The organism is Chrysosporum bergii ANA360D, from assembly GCF_029891735.1.
GTDB lineage: Bacteria > Cyanobacteriota > Cyanobacteriia > Cyanobacteriales > Nostocaceae > Umezakia > Umezakia bergii.
In genome coordinates, this window is sequence record NZ_JANQDH010000070.1 from 1 (window position 1) to 19,814 (window position 19,814).

The 19,814-nt window shown below is 42.1% G+C and carries 21 protein-coding genes and 1 pseudogene; 7 read left to right on the top strand and 15 right to left on the bottom strand.

What is annotated here, in order from left to right; all coding sequences use genetic code 11:
* Positions 1 to 108 precede the first annotated feature (108 nt).
* Both NWP17_RS10305 and NWP17_RS10310 read right to left on the bottom strand, forming a co-directional pair.
* Positions 109 to 981, bottom strand: coding sequence for a 3'(2'),5'-bisphosphate nucleotidase CysQ family protein (locus tag NWP17_RS10305; protein WP_280654820.1), 873 nt, complete (start codon positions 979 to 981; stop codon positions 109 to 111).
* A gap of 263 nt (positions 982 to 1,244) precedes the next feature.
* On the bottom strand, positions 1,245 to 1,415 hold the full coding sequence (locus NWP17_RS10310; protein ID WP_280654821.1) for a hypothetical protein: 171 nt from the start codon (positions 1,413 to 1,415) through the stop codon (positions 1,245 to 1,247).
* A gap of 30 nt (positions 1,416 to 1,445) precedes the next feature.
* On the opposite strand from NWP17_RS10310, the gene rsmI reads away from it, so the two are divergent.
* Both rsmI and rpsU read left to right on the top strand, forming a co-directional pair.
* Positions 1,446 to 2,303, top strand: coding sequence for a 16S rRNA (cytidine(1402)-2'-O)-methyltransferase (gene rsmI / locus NWP17_RS10315; RefSeq protein ID WP_280654822.1), 858 nt, complete (start codon positions 1,446 to 1,448; stop codon positions 2,301 to 2,303).
* A gap of 172 nt (positions 2,304 to 2,475) precedes the next feature.
* Positions 2,476 to 2,652: a 30S ribosomal protein S21 gene (gene rpsU / locus NWP17_RS10320; protein ID WP_280654823.1), complete on the top strand. Its 177-nt coding sequence runs from the start codon at positions 2,476 to 2,478 to the stop codon at positions 2,650 to 2,652.
* Positions 2,653 to 2,731: 79 nt separating this feature from the next.
* On the opposite strand, the gene pth is transcribed toward rpsU, so the two are convergent.
* From pth to psbH, 3 genes are all read right to left on the bottom strand, one after another.
* Complete coding sequence (gene pth / locus NWP17_RS10325) at positions 2,732 to 3,367, bottom strand: aminoacyl-tRNA hydrolase (RefSeq protein ID WP_280654824.1); 636 nt, start codon at positions 3,365 to 3,367, stop codon at positions 2,732 to 2,734.
* Positions 3,368 to 3,490: 123 nt separating this feature from the next.
* On the bottom strand, positions 3,491 to 3,763 hold the full coding sequence (locus NWP17_RS10330; protein ID WP_280654825.1) for a TatA/E family twin arginine-targeting protein translocase: 273 nt from the start codon (positions 3,761 to 3,763) through the stop codon (positions 3,491 to 3,493).
* 151 nt (positions 3,764 to 3,914) lie between these two features.
* Positions 3,915 to 4,118 carry a photosystem II reaction center phosphoprotein PsbH gene (gene psbH / locus NWP17_RS10335; RefSeq protein WP_280654826.1) on the bottom strand — a complete coding sequence of 68 codons (204 nt, stop codon included), beginning with the start codon at positions 4,116 to 4,118 and terminating at the stop codon, positions 3,915 to 3,917.
* Positions 4,119 to 4,203: 85 nt separating this feature from the next.
* On the opposite strand from psbH, the gene psbN reads away from it, so the two are divergent.
* Positions 4,204 to 4,335 carry a photosystem II reaction center protein PsbN gene (psbN, locus tag NWP17_RS10340; protein WP_280654827.1) on the top strand — a complete coding sequence of 44 codons (132 nt, stop codon included), beginning with the start codon at positions 4,204 to 4,206 and terminating at the stop codon, positions 4,333 to 4,335.
* Positions 4,336 to 4,360: 25 nt separating this feature from the next.
* Here psbN and NWP17_RS10345 read toward each other — a convergent pair whose 3' ends face one another.
* Positions 4,361 to 7,468 (bottom strand): alpha-mannosidase, encoded by a 3,108-nt coding sequence (locus NWP17_RS10345; RefSeq protein ID WP_280654828.1) that lies wholly within the window; start codon positions 7,466 to 7,468, stop codon positions 4,361 to 4,363.
* A gap of 96 nt (positions 7,469 to 7,564) precedes the next feature.
* Between NWP17_RS10345 and NWP17_RS10350 the strand changes: the two genes are divergently transcribed.
* Positions 7,565 to 8,944, top strand: coding sequence for a hypothetical protein (locus NWP17_RS10350; RefSeq protein ID WP_280654829.1), 1,380 nt, complete (start codon positions 7,565 to 7,567; stop codon positions 8,942 to 8,944).
* A 2-nt stretch (positions 8,945 to 8,946) separates the two neighbouring features.
* On the opposite strand, the gene NWP17_RS10355 is transcribed toward NWP17_RS10350, so the two are convergent.
* The 5 genes from NWP17_RS10355 to mnmE form a co-directional block, all read right to left on the bottom strand.
* A complete protein-coding gene (locus tag NWP17_RS10355; protein WP_280654830.1) occupies positions 8,947 to 9,444 on the bottom strand; it encodes a hypothetical protein in 498 nt (165 codons plus the stop codon).
* On the bottom strand, positions 9,437 to 10,759 hold the full coding sequence (locus tag NWP17_RS10360) for an AAA family ATPase (protein WP_280654831.1): 1,323 nt from the start codon (positions 10,757 to 10,759) through the stop codon (positions 9,437 to 9,439). Before NWP17_RS10360 ends, NWP17_RS10355 begins: the two co-directional genes overlap by 8 nt.
* Before the next feature lie 82 nt (positions 10,760 to 10,841).
* Entirely contained in the window at positions 10,842 to 11,768 is a 927-nt protein-coding gene (locus tag NWP17_RS10365) for a lysophospholipid acyltransferase family protein (RefSeq protein WP_280654832.1), read from the bottom strand.
* A 12-nt stretch (positions 11,769 to 11,780) separates the two neighbouring features.
* Positions 11,781 to 12,551, bottom strand: coding sequence for an SDR family NAD(P)-dependent oxidoreductase (locus NWP17_RS10370; RefSeq protein WP_280654833.1), 771 nt, complete (start codon positions 12,549 to 12,551; stop codon positions 11,781 to 11,783).
* A gap of 40 nt (positions 12,552 to 12,591) precedes the next feature.
* The gene (mnmE, locus tag NWP17_RS10375; protein WP_280654834.1) at positions 12,592 to 13,980 is read right to left on the bottom strand and encodes a tRNA uridine-5-carboxymethylaminomethyl(34) synthesis GTPase MnmE; all 1,389 of its coding nucleotides are present in this window, start codon (positions 13,978 to 13,980) and stop codon (positions 12,592 to 12,594) included.
* Between the two features lie 210 nt (positions 13,981 to 14,190).
* On the opposite strand from mnmE, the gene NWP17_RS10380 reads away from it, so the two are divergent.
* Together NWP17_RS10380 and NWP17_RS10385 are read left to right on the top strand one after the other, a co-directional pair.
* Positions 14,191 to 14,364, top strand: a complete 174-nt coding sequence (locus tag NWP17_RS10380) for a helix-turn-helix domain-containing protein (RefSeq protein ID WP_280654840.1) — start codon at positions 14,191 to 14,193, stop codon at positions 14,362 to 14,364.
* Between the two features lie 115 nt (positions 14,365 to 14,479).
* The gene (locus NWP17_RS10385; protein ID WP_280654835.1) at positions 14,480 to 14,680 is read left to right on the top strand and encodes a hypothetical protein; all 201 of its coding nucleotides are present in this window, start codon (positions 14,480 to 14,482) and stop codon (positions 14,678 to 14,680) included.
* A gap of 28 nt (positions 14,681 to 14,708) precedes the next feature.
* Here NWP17_RS10385 and NWP17_RS10390 read toward each other — a convergent pair whose 3' ends face one another.
* The gene (locus tag NWP17_RS10390) at positions 14,709 to 15,698 is read right to left on the bottom strand and encodes an aldo/keto reductase (protein ID WP_280654836.1); all 990 of its coding nucleotides are present in this window, start codon (positions 15,696 to 15,698) and stop codon (positions 14,709 to 14,711) included.
* Positions 15,699 to 15,945: 247 nt separating this feature from the next.
* Between NWP17_RS10390 and NWP17_RS10395 the strand changes: the two genes are divergently transcribed.
* On the top strand, positions 15,946 to 17,598 hold the full coding sequence (locus NWP17_RS10395; RefSeq protein ID WP_280654837.1) for an ArnT family glycosyltransferase: 1,653 nt from the start codon (positions 15,946 to 15,948) through the stop codon (positions 17,596 to 17,598).
* Here the strand turns inward: NWP17_RS10395 and ilvA are convergent.
* The 3 genes and pseudogenes from ilvA to NWP17_RS10410 all read right to left on the bottom strand — a co-directional run.
* Positions 17,595 to 19,106: a threonine ammonia-lyase, biosynthetic gene (gene ilvA / locus NWP17_RS10400; protein WP_280654838.1), complete on the bottom strand. Its 1,512-nt coding sequence runs from the start codon at positions 19,104 to 19,106 to the stop codon at positions 17,595 to 17,597. The genes NWP17_RS10395 and ilvA overlap by 4 nt on opposite strands.
* 113 nt (positions 19,107 to 19,219) lie before the next feature.
* Complete coding sequence (locus tag NWP17_RS10405; protein ID WP_280654839.1) at positions 19,220 to 19,483, bottom strand: hypothetical protein; 264 nt, start codon at positions 19,481 to 19,483, stop codon at positions 19,220 to 19,222.
* Between the two features lie 75 nt (positions 19,484 to 19,558).
* Positions 19,559 to 19,814 (bottom strand): annotated as a pseudogene (locus NWP17_RS10410) (spore maturation protein); the annotation flags it as partial.

Genomic DNA, 19,814 nt, shown 5'->3' on the forward strand with positions numbered 1-19,814 from the left:
CTGCTCAGAATATAAAAATGGTCGGCATGGGGCATCGGCACGACCTAAAATGGACAGGGAGTGACTGTAAGACTGTTTCGACAGCGAGTTACTGTGAACTGTCAAGAATCACCGACCTTCAAGGTCGGTGAGTATGTCAACCATAGGACTTAACAAATTTTCAGCGGTCTGACATAGCTGTTGATGATGCTCACCATTACTTGCCAGCAAACCACCCCATTGATGGATATCATCAGTGTTGTATTGCAATAAAGTACCATCAAAGTGAGTAAACTTACCACCAGCTTCTGTTAAAACTAGTTCTGGTGCTGCTATATCCCAATCTTTAGGGGCAGATTTTCCCGAAAGAGAAATGTAAATATCTGCTTGTTGCTCTAGAATTGTAGCAATTTTACAACCTACACTGCCCACAGATTTATGATTTTGACAAGGTAAGTTTTTTAGTAAATAATCTAAAGGTTCATTGCGGTGAGAACGACTCACAACTACGGTTAAATCTTCAATGGGCTTACCGGAAGACACCTGTATGGGAGAAAATCCATCACGGGTTTCCACAAATGTACCCCCTCCCTTAGTGGCAAAGTATAACTTTTCTGCTTCCGGCACAGCCACCACAGCTAAAACCGGGCGTGATTCTTTGACTAAGGCAATGTGAATGGCATACTCCCCAGTTTTTTGGATAAAGTCTCGTGTACCATCTAAAGGATCAATAACCCACACCCATTGAGAAGATGTGGGTTTTAGTGGTGATTTATAGGTTTCTTCGCTTATATAAGCAAAATCCTCATGCCCCAAAGCCGCTTGTAGCTGCTCTATAATATATTTACTCACAACAGTATCTGCCACAGTGGCAGGGCTACCATCTTGTTTATACTGTACATCTAAATCTTGTGCGGTTCCGTGGTAGTAGGATCTGAGTATATCTAATGCACCCCAACTTACCTGACGGGCGATCGCTAATATTGCTGATAGGTCTAGCATTAATTCCTCCTTATATTCCTATAGTATATAGTATTTTTGGGGTTGGTTTCTAACACTCTTGCATAACCTCCTTTTTATTGCCTATAGTATATTTAGTATACATAGTATATCTAAGAATGGCAACGATGAAAGGACAAAAAAGATTAAAAAATATACCAATACTTTATGATTAATTTAAAACAAAAACAACCGTAGTTTTAACACCTAGGGCATGGTAGAATATTGGAGAAGAAGCAAAAATTAGAGGTATTAGTACAAGCGAATTAGTTAAAGAATGGGGAGGGCGATTGAAATGGCCAACGGCTAACCCCCATGTCTGAAGCCAGTAGCTCTGCTCGCCGTTGATTATTGCTAGAGGCAGAATCAGCCCGGTAAATTAAATCCAAGGTGATTAAACCCACAAATAACCGCCGTGGGGATTTTAAATCATTCATTTCTATGCGCTAGGTCTTATTTTTTCACTCATGCCCACTGATCCCGCACCAGGAACACTTTACGTTGTCGGTACACCCATTGGCAACCTGGAAGATATTACCTTTCGGGCAGTGCGAATTTTGCAAAGTGTAAATTTAATCGCGGCAGAAGACACTCGCCACACTGGCAAATTATTACAGCATTTTCACATTAAAACACCCCAAATCAGTTACCACGAACACAACCGCCATAGCCGCATCCCGGAATTATTAGACTATCTGAGTCATGGACAAGCCATCGCTTTGGTGAGTGATGCGGGAATGCCGGGAATTTCTGACCCTGGTTATGAATTGGTAAAAGCCTGTGTTGATGCGGGGCTGGCAGTTGTGCCTATCCCTGGTGCTAGTGCGGCAATTACGGCTTTAAGTGCCGCAGGCTTACCCACGGATAAGTTTGTTTTTGAGGGCTTTCTCCCGGCTAAAGGACAAAAACGACGTGAATATTTAGCATCTATTCAGGCAGAAAGTCGCTCTTTAATTTTCTACGAATCACCCCATCGTTTACGAGAAACTTTACAAGATTTAGCCACAGTTTGGGGAAGCGATCGCCAAATTGTCTTGGCACGGGAGTTAACTAAGATTTATGAGGAATTTTGGCGGGGAACCATTGCCGAGGCTATCGCCCATTATAGCCAACGTGAACCCCAAGGTGAATATACTTTAATTGCTGCGGGGGTTCCGCCTACTCAACCCCAACTCACGGAAGAACAACTCAAAGCGGAATTACTGGCCATGATCAATCAGGGAATATCGCGATCGCAAGCCAGCCGAGAATTAGCAAAAATTACCTCTCTTCCCCGTCGTCAACTTTATCAACTAGCTCTTTCTTTAGCTGCAAATTCTGAGTAATTGAAAGCAAAAGATACTGATTACCAATTATTAAACCAAAGATATATTAAGTAACAATTTGCTTCATCATCAAGTACAAATCGGCTGTAATGGGGAAGACAACTGATGATGTTTGGCTAAGTTTAAAGCTAATATTAGAATGGAGGATATGGATTATGAGGATACGGCAAGAATGACCCAAGTCGTTCTAGGAGAAAACGAAGGTATAGATTCAGCTTTGCGTCGGTTTAAACGCCAGGTCTCTAAGGCTGGTATATTAGCTGATGTCAAATTTCATCGGCACTTTGAAACACCTTTAGAAAAGCGCAAGCGTAAGGCAGTATTAGCTAGACGCAAGCGACGTTTTTAACAAATATCCGCGAAATTCCCCATTCCTCTATAGGGTGGGGATGGATAGCGGGACACTTGCCAAATACCAACATTAGTTATCAAGCTAGATCAACAGTGCGAGTATTACAAAGATTCATGGTTTTTTCCACCCCTTGTTTAAGGCTAAATTCCACACATTCCACCACAAACCCAAGGATCACAGACATGAGTTGAGTTTCTGCGGCGGAAAATTTGCCCAGCACATGAGAAATAGACTCAGAATTATCCTGATTACTGCTATGATTGGGTTTACCAATACCGATTCGTAAACGTGGGAAGTTTTGGGTGTGCAAATGAGCGATCGCACTCTTCATACCATTGTGTCCCCCGGCCGAACCAGATAAGCGGAGACGAGTTTTACCCAAAGGTAAATCCATGTCATCATAAATCACTAGCACAGAATCTGGCGACAATTTATACCAACTAGTCACAGACTGGATGGACTGTCCAGAGTTATTCATGTAAGTTAAGGGTTTGAGTAAGCGCACTTTATGATTACCCAATGCTACACCCTCTCCATACTCCCCCTGAAACTTGCGGTTTTCTGCCAAAGGTATCAGCCAATGACGCGATAGTTCATCTATGGCCGCAAAGCCAATATTATGGCGCGTGCGGTCGTACTTAGGCTCGGGATTTCCCAAACCCACAATTAATTGGGGAATTACCAAAGATGGTTGTGTAACTACTTCTGTCATTTTGCTTCAAATCAATTGGCGGTTTGCTGAAAAGGTTATTTGTAAGGATAGGAAACAGGAAACAAAGTTAACAGGTATAACTAACCTTGATTCAGCCAACCCTAGTTACTCCAGGCTTGTTGCTTAACTAATGGAGGAAGAACCAGCAGCATCCTGATCAGACTTAGCAGCTTCCAGTTTTTTGGGTTCGATTTCAGCAGAAGTTTTTACCGCTTGTTGTATTTGTTCTGCTTCCCGCTTAAACTCGTTTTGAAATTCATTAGAAGCCTCTTGAAAACCGCGAACTGCTTTACCCATACTGCGGCCGATTTCTGGCAACTTTTTCGGACCAAAAATTAACAAAGCCACTACCATAATTAGAGCCATTTCTGGCAAACCGATACCAAATATATTCATGCAGTTTCTCCTATAAATATACAATGCCAAGGTAAATCTTGCATAATCATTGTCGTGTGAGCATCTTGCCTTTTACGAGTATAACTCACACTGTGGACGCTACACCGATAAAAAAACCCGGACAAGCCGGGTATAAATTAGCTGTGTTCAGTTAACCGCCTAAACTCCGCCAATCAACAAGTACGTCTTGAATCAACAAAGACTTATTGTAAACTTGCAGAATAATCAGCAGAAATACGAAAAATAGGAGCATAAAAAAACCCATTAAAGGGGTAGTACCCCAACCTGGAGCCACCTTACCGTATTCAGAATTAAGGGGTTTGAGAATATCTCCCAACCTAGTGCGTTGTGCCATAGTTCACCTAAGATCAGTTACCAAAGCTTTTTTTCATCTTCTGTAATATTCTATAAGAATAGCACTCATAATTAATAGCTAATTTATGGAACCCGCAGTAGTTGTTAGTATTTCCGTTGGCGCTGCCTTAGTTGCCATTACTGGTTTTGCCATTTATATTTCCTTTGGACCTCCTAGCAAACAGTTGGCGGACCCCTTTGAAGATCACGAAGACTAGATTAGAGGAACAGTGTACAGGCTAATCACTGTTCACTGTTCACTAGGAAAGTAGCGATTTTCCAGGGCTGTATGCTTAAGTTTTGTAAATCAGATGAGTTAACTTCCAACAAATCTACTTGATTTCTTAAACTCAGCCCTAAATCACCTTGCAAAACCAATTCCCCTCTTTCTCCATGACATTCATAACACCGCAAGATTAATTGCTGGGTCTGATCTTCAGCAGGTTTGAAAGCCATTAAGATTAAATTTTCGGCTGATAAATTTAGAAAACTGACCCTAGACCGTGTAGTATCGGGGTGAGGGTGTGACTGGTGGTCAGGAATTAGAGGGTAAGTAATGACTTGTAAGGGTATGTTTAACTCATAACCACGCCTCACGGTGTGGGCTGACTCCCAACCGCCTGGGTGGGGGTACAGTGCGTATGTAAACTGATGAAAGCCTCGGTCAGTTTCTGGGTCAGGCCAATTCGGACTGCGTAGCAGGGTGAGGCGTAATTGACGGGGTTGGCTATCATAACCATATTTACAATCATTGAGCAAACTAACACCATAAATACCTTTTTCGGTTTCTTCAGTTAAATCAGCCCAACGTAAAGCGGGAACTTCCCATTTAGCTTGTGCTGCGGCTGTGTCGCGTTGAGTGGGGCGACGAATTGCACCGCAGGGAATTTCATAACTGGCAAAATCAGCTTCTACATTCACTGGAAAAGCCGCTTTGACTATGACCTGATTTTCTCGCCAATGCACAGTAGTGGCAATTTTTAACACTGGTGAACCCGCTTGTAAGATATAGTCTTGGCAAAATTCCGACCCACCTAATTGACGCACGACTCGTAAACGACTTTGTACTATTCCTTGTTCTAGCCATTGTATAGATTTTAATTCTGTGGCTGGTAAAGGATGTTGGGCATAATTAGGATCAATGTTCCAAGCGTCCCAATATTGACCGCTATCTTCAAAAGCTTGTAGTTGATTACCGGCACCAGTTAAAATTTCTCGGTTATGAATTTTATCAAACACACTGGATAAATCCCCGGTGTCAGGATTAATCATCACCCGCAGGTATTGGTTTTCTAAAGTCCAGTTTGAGGACATGGGGAATTGAGGAGATGAACAACCGGGAAAAATCCAAAACACCCCATAGCCAACTGGGGGGATTTCTCCAGCTAAAAATAGTAGTTCTGAGGATGCTGATAACTGAGAGATCATCGGCTTTCCGGAAATATCCTGGACTTGCCATTGTTGCTCAGATGAAGGTATGGTTACAGATACTACCTCAGAACGCTGCCAATTCAGGGCATTAAAAACAAATATTGGTTGTGCTTGAGGATGGGGGGGTGGGGGTAGAACGGTCTGGGAAGCAATGGCTAACAGTGATGCTTGTAATATTTCGGTTCCTACTTGTTCCACTTGCTGCCACTGTGGTAGTGCATCTTGATAAACTTGGGTAATGGCAGAACCTGGTAGGATGTCGTGAAACTGGTTAAATAATACTTGCTGCCAAGCTGTGGTAATTTTTTGGTAGGGGTAGGTACTGTTACAGGTGAGAGTGGCTATAGTAGCAAATAGTTCAGCTTGATATAATAAGTCTTCACAACGGCGATTCCAGCGTTTTTGATCTGCGTGGGTGGTGTAGCAACCACGATGAAATTCTAAGTATAATTCATCGTTCCAGGTGGGAAAGGGTTGGGTTGCTTGTTCCTGGATATGCTGTAAATACTGTTGTGCAGTGGTAAATTCTAAATCAGGAAAAACAGCGGAATTTTGCCAGCGTCGGGCAGTTTCCAACATATCTTGGGTGGGTCCGCCTCCGTGGTCGCCAACCCCAGGAAGCCAGAGGCTATCTTTTAAACCAGTTTTGCTTTGCCATTCACAGGCGTATGCTGCCATTTTTACCGGGTCAATTCCTTGGCCGATGAGGGCAGACATGAGACTAAAAATTTTACTCCCATCAGGCGATCGCCACCAAAAAGCCTCATAATCAAACTCAGTAGTATCATTCCAGCGTAATTTTTGAGTGACAAAAAACTCAATTCCCCCATTGACTAAAAACTGCGGTAAGGTAGCACAAAAACCAAAAGTGTCTGGTAACCAAGCCACAGTGGAAAACTGACCAAACTTAGCCCGTATATAGCGCTGACCATACAACAACTGACGGACAATAGACTCACCAGAAATTAAATTAAGTTCAGGTTCTACCCACAAACCGCCCACGACTTCCCATTGTCCGGCTTCTACTTGTTGTTGAATTTTTTTAAATAAATCTGGACGATGTTCTTCAACCCAAGCATAAAGGGCTGGGGTTGAATGACAAAAAATCAACTCAGGAAAGTCAGCCTGTAACTTTAGCACTGACTCAAAAGTACTTTGTGCGGCTTTCCAAGTATCACTCACAGGCCAAAGCCATGCTAAATCTAAATGAGCATGACCTAATAAATAGATTTTACTCTTTAAACCGTCTATACACGCTGAAATACGGCGGTAATGAGCGGCCAAAATCTTGAAAAATTCCTGCTGGTTGCTCTCTTCACTTAAACCCTCGGCCAAAGCCACCAACCTTTCTGGGGTAAACTTGGCTAAAAAAAGTTGTACCACCGCCAACTCATCCGCCAAAAAACCCGGATCAGGATTATGATGATCATTGGACTCATATACAAGCAGCGATCGCACCAAAGCACCATGATCATGTCCAGGACTGACTAAACGTAAAGCCACAAGAAACTCCTCACCAGGAGTCACCCCTTGACCAAGCAAAACCCTTGGCGCACAATCAAATAAATCTCCCTCCAGCACTAACTCGCCATTAACATAAATCTCAACTGAATCTGCCCACCAGAGCAACGCCAACCGCAAAGACAAACCAGTTAAAGCATAACCATGTAAATTTGAGGGAACTATCAACTTTTGCACCAACCACAGCACTTTTTTCCCTCCTGTCCAGGTAATATGTTTCTTATGATTAAGCTGGACGGGCTGCCAAGTAGACCAATCAGATGTAGCAAGATGAGCTATATTGCAGTCAGATTCTTGGTATAGCCAACTACATTGAATATTAACCTGACAAAAAGAACGCAGGTGGTCAACAGTTGCCGAAATTAATTGATTATGAGATTGTGATATGGGCAGGTTCATATTTTCGTTAAGATCAAGTTAGTTGCCATAGTTATTTACTTATTGTTGGGCGGGAGTATCACAAATCAACAAGACTAAAACCGATAAATTACCATCATGTCTTCCGGTTCCTCTGGACGTTATCAAAGCAGACTACTAAACTTTGTCCACCTGCAATCTCGGCGGTTGACACAACAGTGGGATCATACCCTCCGTAACTTGCAGGTTGCAACTCAGTGGGGTGTGGAATTATTACTTTACCCCATATACCTATTATTGAATCCCACTACATCAGCACCCAAAACTCTAGGATCTCAAGAACCACCACCCCGGTTAAACTTAGAACCGGAAACCCCTTCAAGTGTTGATACACCCATTGAAAAAGTCCTAGCAGCAGTCAAAAGTTTACCTTCTGAGTCAAAATCTCCACCTTTGACCTGGTGGGGTTTTGTGTCCTCAAAACTTTGGGGTCATCTCCCCAACCAACCGACTAAGTTCACAAATTCCCAAAATTCGCCGGAAAACATCCAGCCTTATTTGCCAGTAGTGCGGGGAATTGCCACTAGTTTAGTCAATCGTAACTTAGTCCTTGTCACTGCGGACAATGAAATTTTAGATGTTTTAACACCCCAGCAACAGGCAAAATTAGCAGCCCGCATTATTAGTGAAGTTGGTAATTATTGGCATGATTGGCGGTTAACTGCTAATCAACCACAGAGTAAACTACTAGGCAAAGTTAACCAAATATTAGCACAACTCACCAGCAGAATTAGAGTTAATATACCAGCATTACCTCACAGCACACCAACCACCTCACTTAATACTGATAAATTAATAGCATTCCTAGATACATCTATTGCTAAATGGGAAACCAACGCTTTATTACCGGTGCGACAAGGTAGCCAGGAAATTATCCAAGTTGCCCAAAACCAGCTTGATATATGTTTTAATATATTTTATATATTTTCCAATATATTTATTTACGGACGAGAACAAGTCGCTACTAGAGAAAATGTGGCAGTTAATGGTGATAGTTTAGCTAATTTAATTGCGGCTGCTATTAATTACTTTTTTGGTGGGGGTAAAAATCCAAAAATTGCCCAAAATCCTAGTCAGATGAAATTACAGCACCGTTTCTCACTTGAAACTGCAAATAAACAGTTACAAAATCAAGATTTAGACAAAGATTCTTGGGTAAATTGGAATGATTTATTTGGTAATTCGCCGAAGTACAGAGGATATCTGACACAGTGGCCAAACAATTCTTGTCAAAACCTCAACTCCCAAGCCATAACAGAGAATCACCCTGATAGTCAAGTTGATTACCAGCCAGACTGGATAGAAGTTGAAGCTACTTTTATTGGTTATGACAAACATCCTCTAGAGCAAATTCTAGAGTGGCTTGACCTTGCCATACTTTGGCTAGAAGAAATAATTGTTAAAATTGTTCAGTTTTTCCAAAGGTTATGGAGTAGTAAGTTAAAAAGGAATCAGTAGAATCAGCTGGGAATATTTAATGTTGGCTTGTGGTGATAGTTCTGTAAATCCCTATCTAGTGACCAGATATATATTTCTCTTGTAGGGAAACGTTGAGACAATTTATTAAATTCTTCAATGATACTGAGATCCCCAAAGCTTGTTCCTTCTTGTTTATCTGGGGCTTTGTTTTGTCCAGCTAGATTGGGAAAGTTATCAATCCAATCTAATATTGTAGTTGTATCTGGAAATTTCGTAGTTTGCCAGGGTGCTTCCCCTTTAAATGCTGCTTTAACTTCTTCGACAAAACGTATAGCTGTTTTTCTGCGTATTGTACCGTCGCCATTTTGGGCAATATGATTACCTGTTTCCATAATGGTCGCCATAGGTAACAAAAAAGTACAACCAGATTGATAATAGGTTTTATAATCTTCAAGAACTGATTTCCTATGCTGGTTACAGTTGGGAACATTCAGAATGTTGAGGAATATACTAGTATCAATCAGGAAAATACTACTCATTTTCGTACTCCTGTAAACGAGATAACCAGGCGATAGCTCGCTGTTTTCTGTCTTCTGGAGTGTGGGGTGACTTGACGAACCGATCAACTATACCAGTAGTTACCAGGTGTCCTAGCTGTCCTTGGGATATCAGACTGGGAAAATCATACATATCTCCCAACCTAATTAAACTACTGTTACCTTTATTATCTTCCTCTGGATCTCGAAAACAAAAAACTACATCCTCTAAGGCAACATCAGGTAAGGCATCCATTAAGGCGGGGTTATGGGTAGAAAGTAGTACTCGCAGTCTACGTTTTTCCGCAATATCTTGGATACTTGTTAATAAATGCTTGGCGCGGTTGGGGTGAACACCGTTATCAATTTCCTCAATTACTACTAAACTGTCTTTTGTAGCTGATAACATAGCAGCAGCGATGGCCAATACTCGTAATGTACCATCTGATAATAATGCTGCTTCACAGTAGCGACGATTATCACCAAAAGTTTCTGCCAATCTCACCATCACTTCATCCCTAGGACCTAACAGGAAATCTAGCCCATCTATAGCCTGTTCTGGTAAACTTTGGATAAAATTAAGGATTATCTGTTGATTTTCCGGTTGGTTTGTCCATAAGTGATATAAAACGCTGGAAAGATTTGTGCCATCTTCTCGTAATCGTTTATCAGACTTAAAGCTGTATTCACGCATTCTGGCAGGAACGGGATCTAAAAATAAAATATTATTTAAGACTTGTTGATATTCCCGGACAGTTTCAGGAATTATTTTTTGGGAGTTTTCATATTTGGCATCAAAACGAGCAGGACTATCTAATTGCACAAATATAGCCATTTGGTCGGTGCAAGTTATTTTCGGCTTGTTTCTTCCCTTGGTAAAGTTGTTATAGTTAACAGTGACATCTGTATTTATTCCCTGGGAAGGTTGATCTAACTCATATAAAGGTACTGTATTGATTGAATCAGTGATTTGCTCACAAGCAATGTGTAATTCTCCATCACGGACGCTCAGACTTATATTTAATTTGTTCCACTCAGGTAAATTTAATCTGCATCCAAGGGTAAAATGTGGTTCTCCTTGACGGCATAAGTCATTTACTCGACCGCGCACTACTCCCGGCGTAATATTTACAGTATATTGAATACTGGAAAGTTTTTGTCCTTGTGCCAGCCATGACAAAAAGCGCAAACCTTCAAGGACGTTACTTTTGCCTGCTGCGTTTGCACCTATTAGCAAGGTTAAAGAACCAAGGGGTAAGCGGCCGGTTTTGTAACTTTTAAAGTTGGCAAGGGTAAATTCGGTTAGCATGGCACTCATATGATGATGATTCTCCTCTCAATGCAATCACTTGTGGTGTTATGCGGTATGAAGCTAGCGCTAAACCGGGGATAACTGATAATCACTTATAATTAAACAAATTACTGAACACTTTCTCACACTGTGGTTCTTGATAGTTATCTGGTAACAAGTTAATCATGGCGTTTTGTAATTTCTCTACAGCTGCATCCACTTCTTGGCGCTTGATTCGGGAAGTTGGAGGAAAGTATAATGGCTCCCCAAACCGCACTGTTAATTTTTTGCCTAAATAAAGGTGGTGAGTACCAATGAGTGCAACTGGTACTATGGGTACGCCAGCCCGTAAAGCATAAGTTACTGTTCCCCGTTTGAGGGGGTGTAACTGACCTTCAACAGTTCCTAACCGTCCTTCGGGAAATAGTACTAATCCGTCACCCTGGGATAAAATTCCTAAAACAATACGGTCTATTTGTCGCAAAGTTTGGATGTCTTTCCCTGTGGGTACGTTGTTCTCAATTGCTTTGGCTAGTTCTAAAAGGTCTTGTCTTCCTGCTTTTGCAGCTTCTATAACCGCGACTTCTTCTCTCCATGTCCGTTCTAAGGGAATTACACCCCCCACTAACCGCAGTAGCCAACGTTTCCAGAATTTGTTATACAGGGTACGAGCATCACCGAGGAGGTAGTAGTGGGGATAAGTAGGGAGTTCCCCCAGCAATAATAAGGGGTCGAGATGGTGGAGATGGTTAGCGGCGATGATGGCTGGTTGTTTTGGTATTTTGTCCTGGTTTTCCACCTGGACACGAAACAAAGTATGAATGAGCGATCGCACTACGCAACGGCGTATAGTAGCATGGACTCTAGTTTCTGGGTGTCCCTCAGCCATGGCTTCCAACCGATGCAGAATTTCTGATGTAGTTTGACGCACTGCGCTATCTTTAGCGGAGGCCACTCCCTTTTCTACTCGTTTAATGGTTTTGGGAGTTAAATCTACTGGTTCTTCTGGAAAGGAATTATAATCAGAACTGTTCATTATTGTCAGGTGTTACCAAGGTAATTTACTACCGTCCCAGGAAAAAAATTCTCCACTGTCACCGTCTTGGAGGTGTTCAATTACAGACAGTAATTGAGTAACAGTAAGTTCCACTGAAAATAGTTTTTCCGCTGGTACATTTCCTTGGAATGGACGGGAGAGGCGTGTATCTGTTGTTCCTGGATGTAAGGTTACTAGTAATGTTTTCCGACAGGTTCTTGCATATTCAATTGCTGCTGTTCGCATAAACATATTCAGGGCGGTTTTAGAAGCACGATAGCCATACCAACCGCCAATGTGGTTGTCGCCAATACTGGCCAATTTAGCGGAAATGGTGGCAAATACGCTGTTTTCACTATGGCGAAATAAGGGTAATAAATGTTTAGCTAGTAGAATAGCACCTATGCTGTTAGTTTGGAAGTAGCGCAGCAAATTTTCCGCGTTAATTTGTTTTAAACTTTTCTCAGGTTGTAAGGTGTGGTCATGTAATATACCTACACAGTTAATTACTAAGTGCAATTTATTCACTTCTGCTGCAATGCGTTGCACGCTTGCGGCAATTTGGGATTCTTCAGTAATATCTAGGGATAGACAAGTTAATTTATTAGGATATTGATTGGCTAAAGCCATCAACTCCCCGGCTGATTCAGGTTGACGATAAGCTGCATACACTTTGGTAATTCTTCCATCAGCTAGGAGTTTTTTCACAAACCCTAGTCCTATACCTTGACTAGCCCCCACTATTAGGGCGTTGGTAGGATTATTTTCAGCTATATAAGACATTGGTAATCAATAAAATTGTTGTGTTAACGGGTTTAATTATTTATTTGCCAATACAGAAACGGCTAAAAATCCGATCTAGCACTGACTCTGTAACTTGGTCTCCGGTAATTTCTCCTAATGCTTGAATAGCATCTCGTAAGTCAATTGTCCAGAAATCAAGGGGTAATTGTTTGACAATTGTGAGTTGTAGTTGTTCTAGAGCTATTTTAGCTTTAGTTAGGGCTGCCGCTTGCCTTTGGTTAATTGCTAAATCCAAATCCGCAGCTTGCACTTTTCCTCTTTGTACTATTTGTAAAATGGCTGTTTCTAAAGCATCAATACCTTGACTTTGGGCTGCTGCTGTGGTAACAACTGGCTCAATATGGGGATATTTACCAAGGTTAATATTTCCTGTTTTTACCAGGTCAATTTTATTGATCACTAGAATTAAGGGGCGGTGTTGCACCTGTGTATAAATGTCTTGGTCTTCTTCCGTCCATCCTGCGGCCGCATCAACAGTTAATAATACTAAATCAGCAGCACTAGCGGCACGTCGCGATCGCTCTACGCCTATTTTTTCCACTGTGTCTGCTGTTTCCCTAATACCCGCAGTATCCAAGACTTGCACGGGAATTCCCCCCACCACTAGCTGAGACTCTACCACATCTCTAGTTGTACCTGGTAAATCAGTGACAATGGCGCGATCGCTCTGACTCCAAGCATTCAATAAACTAGATTTACCCACATTAGGCCGCCCTACGATTGCCACTTTTAAACCTGTTCGCAGCAATTCGCCTTTATCTTTTGTCGTTAATAATCTGTTAACTTCTGTGGCTATGTGTTCAATATCTGATGTTACGGCTTTACTATTTAATCTGGGTAAGTCTTCCTCAAAATCAATTCGAGCCTCTATTTCCGCCAAAATATCTAAACATTTGCCGCGTAACTCCCGGATAGGACGGGCTAATCTGCCCTGTAAACCAGCTAAAGCAGTTTGGGCAGCTTGGGGGGATCTAGCTCCGACTAAATCGGCGATACTTTCAGCTTGGGTTAAATCCATTCGTCCACTTAAAAATGCTCGGAAAGTAAATTCCCCTGCTTGGGCAAGTCTAGCTCCTTGTTCTAAACACAGTTGTAAAACCTGCTGTACTACCATCATTCCCCCATGGCAGTGAAATTCTACCACATCTTCACGAGTATAAGAACGGGGGGCGAGCATGATTAATAATAAAGCTTCATCAACTAATTCTTTAGTATGGGGATGGCGGATATGACCGTAAAGAATGCGGTGACTTTCCCAAAGTTGACTTCCAGGGGCGTAAAACAAAGCTTTAGCAATGGACATAGACTGGGAACCAGATACCCGGACAATATTAACACTACCCTGTTGAGGCATGACAGCAGTGGCGATGGCGGCAATGGTTTCAGTAATAGCTAAGAGTTGGGACATGAGTTAAGTTTTTAGCAAAAAAATTATCTAAAAAATGGGTTGAAAACCCCGTCGTTATACGACGGCTTTTCTTGATTATGGATATATTTCTTCAGCACCTCAAGTGTATTTTCAGGACTGAGATACTATGTCTTTCATGTCTTAAACCACTTGTTATTTTTGCTTAAATACTGTATAATCTATTTTAACAGATTAATGTTAGCACAAAGCATGAAAGCTAGATATCAATACAGATTTTACCCGACAGACCAACAGCAACAGAGTTTAGCTCGGTTGTATGGTTGTGTAAGGGTTGTCTGGAATGATGCGCTACATTTCTGCAAGCAATCTGAAAAGCTGCCTGGGTACAACAAACTCTCAGGGATGTTCACCCAAGGTAAATGAATTGGATATTACACCGCACCTTTACAGAGTAGGTCAAAGTAGTAGTCGATAGTACTGATGCTACCAGAGTTAGATCATTGGTATCTGCCATATGTTTTAAAGAGAGGAAATCACTGTGGAACAGCAAATTAATTGTGTAGAAACCTGCGTTAACGGCTGCATTTTAGGGGATAAATGCCCCCACGTCGAGTTTAGAGAAGCCACCAGCAAGTTTATTCAGGAAACTTCCTTAGACCAAATGCTGGAAATAGCAGAAGAACGCCTGCGGAAAAAAATGACGGAACCGCCTAAATGGGTTTTTCCGGAACTTCCCTAAAATGAGGGTATGGGCAGAGGGGGATTTATCATTGAGTTTGAAAAATGTTTTGCACCATTTTTTTATCTGTAGTAGCAGCTGCTTGATCTAAAGACGCAATTTCCCCAGCATCTAAGCGCCAACCTAAAGCCCCTATATTCTCCCGTGCTTGTGCCACACTTTTCGCCCCGGGAATGGGGATAGTTCCTTTACAGATGCACCAGTTAATTGCTACCTGAGACATGGTTTTATTTCTTGATTCTGCCACATCCCGCAAACATTCTAAAAGCGATCGCACTCCCGGTAATAGTTGCCTAAATAATAAACCACGGATACCGGGCGGTAAACTGCTTTTTTCTTGATATTTCCCCGTTAATATGCCCAAAGCCAAGGGACTATAGGCAATTAACTTAATTCCCAACTGATCACAAACATCCTTAAGTTTTAATTGAGTTACAGGATAAGTAGACAGTAAAGAATATTGTACTTGTAGGGTGGTAATGGGGACTCCCCGGTCTGCCAATTTCTTATATACACGTTGCAGCCGTTTAGGTCCGTAATTAGATAAGCCCACCCCCCTAACTAAACCTTGTTCATATAAATCTGCTAAACCATCCAACAAGCCTAATTCTTGCCAAGGGGCATAATTAGCGGTTGACCAGTGCATTTGTACTAAGTCTACGTTTCTCCCCAGGCGTTGGGTAGAGGACAGACAAGCCTTGACCATTGCTTGACGAGTCCATCTCCACGGATAAGCCGCTAGCTTAGTGGCAATGGAAATATTATCTTTATTTACTCCTTGATATGCTTGGGTAAATTTTCCCAGTAGTGACTCACTGCGCCCATTTAACCTTCCGGTTCCGTAGGAGTCACCAGTATCAAACAGGGTTACACCATTACTGACACAGAGGTTAAAAACACCTTGTAACTCTTCATCCATGCTTTCATCATATCCCCAGAGTAATTGATTACCCCATGCCCAAGTGCCGCAGCCCATAGCGGGGAAAGATAATTTTTGGCTGATTTGATCATTAGTCATTAAAAAACCACCTCACCTTTGGGCTTGTATCCCCTCTGGGTAAAACCATAAATAAATGTGGGCTATTGAGAGGGATGGGGAGAAACAATTTCAAATGTTAGGACTCCTACATTTTATCATTGTCCGGATTTTATTACCGGCAACTTGGGTTATTGGAGCGAGTGGCAAGGTAGAATACAGAATCCCCGTCCTAAAGGGTCAGGGAGTGTCAAATGATTAATCTAAATTTTAGCGGTGATGTCAGTAAATGCACATACCCAAAAAATGGTTGGTGGAAAAAACTAATCAGTCGTTGCTTTGTTTGCTAGTTGGGGGACTAGTATTTAGAGGTTTGATAGCTTTCTGGCTATACCCAACTGCTGATGAAGCTTATTACTATCTCTATAGCCTGCATTTAGACTGGAGTTATTTTGATCATCCCGTGATGGTGGCGCTAACCACGGGCTTGGGTCCTTGGTTGACTGGGGTAGTTTCTCAATTTACAATTCGCCTGGGGGCGCTGATTTGTTACACAGGCAGTTTAATATTATTATATCTTACTAGCCGTCAGTTATTCTCCTCTAAGGCTGCTTACTTTACCTTAGCGATCGCCACTATTAGCCCCATTTTCATGATTGGTTTTGGTATTCTCAGTCTTCCGGATGCCCCATTGATATTATTTTGGTCTGCTAGTTTATATTGTGCGGCCCATGAGTTTTTTTCTCAAGCCAAACCCCCCACCAACAATGAGTTAGATGTAGATGTATACCAACCCAGTTACCGTTTAGCCATCCTGGGAATTTTAGTAGGATTAGCCTGTTTAAGTAAATATCATGGTTTTGTGTTAGGTTTGGGGCTGGTAGGTTTTTGCTTAACTAGTCCCCGTCATCGGTGTGCTATGGCTTCCTTCTGGACATGGCTGGGGATAGGCTTGTGTATTATTACCATTTCCCCTATTTTATTCTGGAATTTACAACATGATTGGGTTTCTTTGCGTTTTCAGTCAGAACGTGCAGTACCCCAGAGCGGTTATAGTGTCCTCAGTGTGGTTGGTGTGTGTTTAGCTGAGATGGGTTATCTGTTCCCCTCCATAGGATTACCCCTTTGGTGGGTTAATTTGCGAACATTTTTAGATAGAATAACCAAAATTTTCTCTCAAAAATCATCAAACCAGTGGAAAAATTACCCAAATGCTGAACTATTGATATTATGGGTATCTCTACCCTTGACTTTAGGTTTTACCCTTATGGGAGGATATAGGCAAATTTTACCAGCTTGGGCAATGCCGGGATTTTGGGGGGTAACTGTGTTGCTAGGAGAACAAGTAAGTATTTGGGAAAAGCGATCGCGGTGTTGGGTGCGGCGATGGCTTTTAGGTTCTGGGCTGATGATTGCGACCATTTTACTCATTGCTCTTCTGCAAGTGACCACGGGTATATTCCAAAAACCCAGCCAAAACGCCATTATGGGGGGATTTTTACCCCCTCAACAGGACCCATCCACAGAATTAATCGACATTCAGCAATTACGGCAAGGCTTTGTTACATCTCCCATCTTGCAGACAGCGTTACAAAACTCCAGCTTTATATTTACCAATCGTTATTACCTCGCGGGTCCCATTGCCATGTCGCTCAAACCCATAACTAACACCCCCATTACCTGCTTTGATATTGGTCAAGACTTGCGGGGCTTTGCTTATTGGTCAAAAGCCGACCAATGGCTAGGAGAGGACGCACTTTATGTTACCACAGCTGCCTTTAAAAATAGAACAGACTTGATGGCTAGCTATCGTCATCATTTTAACAGTCTAACTGAAATTGCCACCATCCCCATTAAGCGGGGAGGAGTCGAGATCAATGTTGTTCATGTTTATCAAGGTAAAACACTCCTCAAGCCTTATCCTCGGTCTTACGGAATTTAACCTAAAAAGAGTTTGTATGCAGGGTTTTGGCTCTCATCCCAATAACGATAACCGAGGCTATCAAGAAAACCTTGCCATTCCTGCATTTCCTGGGGAGGTACTTGCATCCCCACCACAATTCGCCCATAATCTGCCCCATTGTTGCGGTAATGAAACATACTAATATTCCAATTAGGACTCATAGAACCCACAAACTTCATTAATGCCCCTGGACGTTCGGGAAACTCAAAACGATAAAGTAATTCATTATGTGCTAGGGGAGAGTGTCCACCAACCATGTGCCGCAGGTGTAATTTTGTCAATTCATCATCTGTTAAGTCAATGGTTTTAAAACCGCAACTTTCAAAAGTTTCTACCATTTTGGCTGCATCAGCACGGTTTTGAATTTGCACACCCACAAAAATATGAGCTTCTTTTTCATCGGCAATGCGATAATTAAACTCAGTCAGGTTGCGCTTGCCAATACATTCGCAAAACTTCCGCAAACTGCCTTGTTGTTCAGGAATAGCCACTGCAAAAATTGCTTCACGACGTTCTCCGAACTCTGCCCGTTCGGCCACAAAACGAAGACGGTCAAAGTTCATATTAGCACCGCAAGCAACAGCAATTAAAGTTTGCCCTTGAATTTGTTCTCGTTCAACGTAGGCTTTAGCACCTGCGATAGCCAAAGCGCCGGCAGGTTCTAAAATTGATCTTGTATCTTCAAAAACATCTTTAATAGCAGCACAAGTATCATCTGTATCAACCAAAATAATTTCATCTACATAGTTTTGGCATAAACGAAAAGTTTCTTCCCCCACTTGTCGCACTGCTACGCCGTCAGCAAATAAACCCACTTGGGACAACTCCACCCGATGACCAGCCTTCATTGATTGATACATGGCGTTTGCATCGACGGGTTCAACACCAATAATTTTAATTTCTGGGCGCAATCGTTTTACATAAGCAGCAATTCCCGAAATCAAGCCCCCGCCACCAATGGCTACAAAAATAGCATGGATGGGTTGTTGATATTGGCGCAAAATTTCCATACCAATTGTCCCTTGTCCAGCAATGACATCAGGATCATCAAAGGGATGAATAAAAGTTAGTCCTTTTTCTGCTTCCAATTGGCGGGCGTAAGCATAAGCATCATCGTAGGTGTTACCATGTAGTACCACCTCCGCACCCCTAGCCCTAACAGCATCTATTTTAACCAGGGGAGTAGTCACGGGCATAACAATAATTGCTTGTGTTCCCAACCGACTAGCAGCAAGGGCGACACCTTGGGCATGATTTCCCGCAGATGCAGCTATGACACCCCGGCGTAGCAATGGGGGAGAAAGATTAACCATTTTATTGTAAGCACCCCGCAATTTAAAGGAGAAGACTGACTGCATATCTTCCCGCTTCAGCAAGAGTTGATTATTTAATCGTGTGGAGAGGTTGGGGGCATACTCCAGTGGTGTTTCTTGGGCAACATCATACACACGGGCAGTGAGGATCTGTACCAGGTAGTCGCAATACATGATATAACAGGTAAGTCAATGGGAAATAGATTGTTAATTTAGTTAATTTTACCGTTATTTGCTGTACCTGGTTTGCAGATATTTCACTTGTAAGCGGGGTGTTGATAGTTATGCTATGTAAGCTTTTTTATCCTGTTTTCTTCTACGGCAAATAGTTCTATCAAAGCCACAGTACCCACAAAAAAGGTATAAATAGCGTATTTAATGGGGGTTTTTTGTTTGGTTGCTGCATAAAGAGCAGCAATTACGGCTTCTATTAAGTGGGCTGTAATGGCAAAACGTTCTAACCAAAAAATAAAATTTAGGGCAGGGGGTATACTAATATGACTGATGACTGTATAAATATTCCACAACTCCCAGCCAATGGCAGCAGACATAAAAATTGTGGATATAACTTTGATTATTCTAGCCGGTGTTGTTAAGATGTTCATGCAGTTTTGGGGTAAGTTTCTTCAAAACATTATCCGGCAAATTGCCAAAGATGCCAGTATTCCAGCCACATCAGCACACAGGGCAGCTGGCAGTGTGTAGCTGGTACGAATAATGCCAATACTACCAAAATAAACGGCCATGATATAAAAGGTGGTTTCCGTTGAACCTTGCATGGTGGAAACCAGAAAAGACAGAAAGCTGTCGGGGTCGTTTTTGATAATTTCCGACATTAACCCAAATGACCCGCTACCTGACAGGGGGCGAATTAATGCCATG

Coding starts and splice junctions, on each gene's coding strand:
- NWP17_RS10345 (WP_280654828.1), bottom strand. CDS start 7,468: ATGAACCTGCCCATATCACAATCTCATAATCAATTAATTTCGGCAACT.
- NWP17_RS10310 (WP_280654821.1), bottom strand. CDS start 1,415: ATGAATGATTTAAAATCCCCACGGCGGTTATTTGTGGGTTTAATCACC.
- NWP17_RS10380 (WP_280654840.1), top strand. CDS start 14,191: ATGAAAGCTAGATATCAATACAGATTTTACCCGACAGACCAACAGCAA.
- NWP17_RS10360 (WP_280654831.1), bottom strand. CDS start 10,759: ATGAGTGCCATGCTAACCGAATTTACCCTTGCCAACTTTAAAAGTTAC.
- rpsU (WP_280654823.1), top strand. CDS start 2,476: ATGACCCAAGTCGTTCTAGGAGAAAACGAAGGTATAGATTCAGCTTTG.
- rsmI (WP_280654822.1), top strand. CDS start 1,446: ATGCCCACTGATCCCGCACCAGGAACACTTTACGTTGTCGGTACACCC.
- mnmE (WP_280654834.1), bottom strand. CDS start 13,980: ATGTCCCAACTCTTAGCTATTACTGAAACCATTGCCGCCATCGCCACT.
- NWP17_RS10395 (WP_280654837.1), top strand. CDS start 15,946: ATGCACATACCCAAAAAATGGTTGGTGGAAAAAACTAATCAGTCGTTG.
- NWP17_RS10305 (WP_280654820.1), bottom strand. CDS start 981: ATGCTAGACCTATCAGCAATATTAGCGATCGCCCGTCAGGTAAGTTGG.
- NWP17_RS10390 (WP_280654836.1), bottom strand. CDS start 15,698: ATGACTAATGATCAAATCAGCCAAAAATTATCTTTCCCCGCTATGGGC.
- NWP17_RS10330 (WP_280654825.1), bottom strand. CDS start 3,763: ATGAATATATTTGGTATCGGTTTGCCAGAAATGGCTCTAATTATGGTA.
- NWP17_RS10405 (WP_280654839.1), bottom strand. CDS start 19,483: ATGTCTGCTGCCATTGGCTGGGAGTTGTGGAATATTTATACAGTCATC.
- pth (WP_280654824.1), bottom strand. CDS start 3,367: ATGACAGAAGTAGTTACACAACCATCTTTGGTAATTCCCCAATTAATT.
- NWP17_RS10365 (WP_280654832.1), bottom strand. CDS start 11,768: ATGAACAGTTCTGATTATAATTCCTTTCCAGAAGAACCAGTAGATTTA.
- NWP17_RS10370 (WP_280654833.1), bottom strand. CDS start 12,551: ATGTCTTATATAGCTGAAAATAATCCTACCAACGCCCTAATAGTGGGG.
- psbN (WP_280654827.1), top strand. CDS start 4,204: ATGGAACCCGCAGTAGTTGTTAGTATTTCCGTTGGCGCTGCCTTAGTT.
- NWP17_RS10350 (WP_280654829.1), top strand. CDS start 7,565: ATGTCTTCCGGTTCCTCTGGACGTTATCAAAGCAGACTACTAAACTTT.
- psbH (WP_280654826.1), bottom strand. CDS start 4,118: ATGGCACAACGCACTAGGTTGGGAGATATTCTCAAACCCCTTAATTCT.
- NWP17_RS10355 (WP_280654830.1), bottom strand. CDS start 9,444: ATGAGTAGTATTTTCCTGATTGATACTAGTATATTCCTCAACATTCTG.
- ilvA (WP_280654838.1), bottom strand. CDS start 19,106: ATGTATTGCGACTACCTGGTACAGATCCTCACTGCCCGTGTGTATGAT.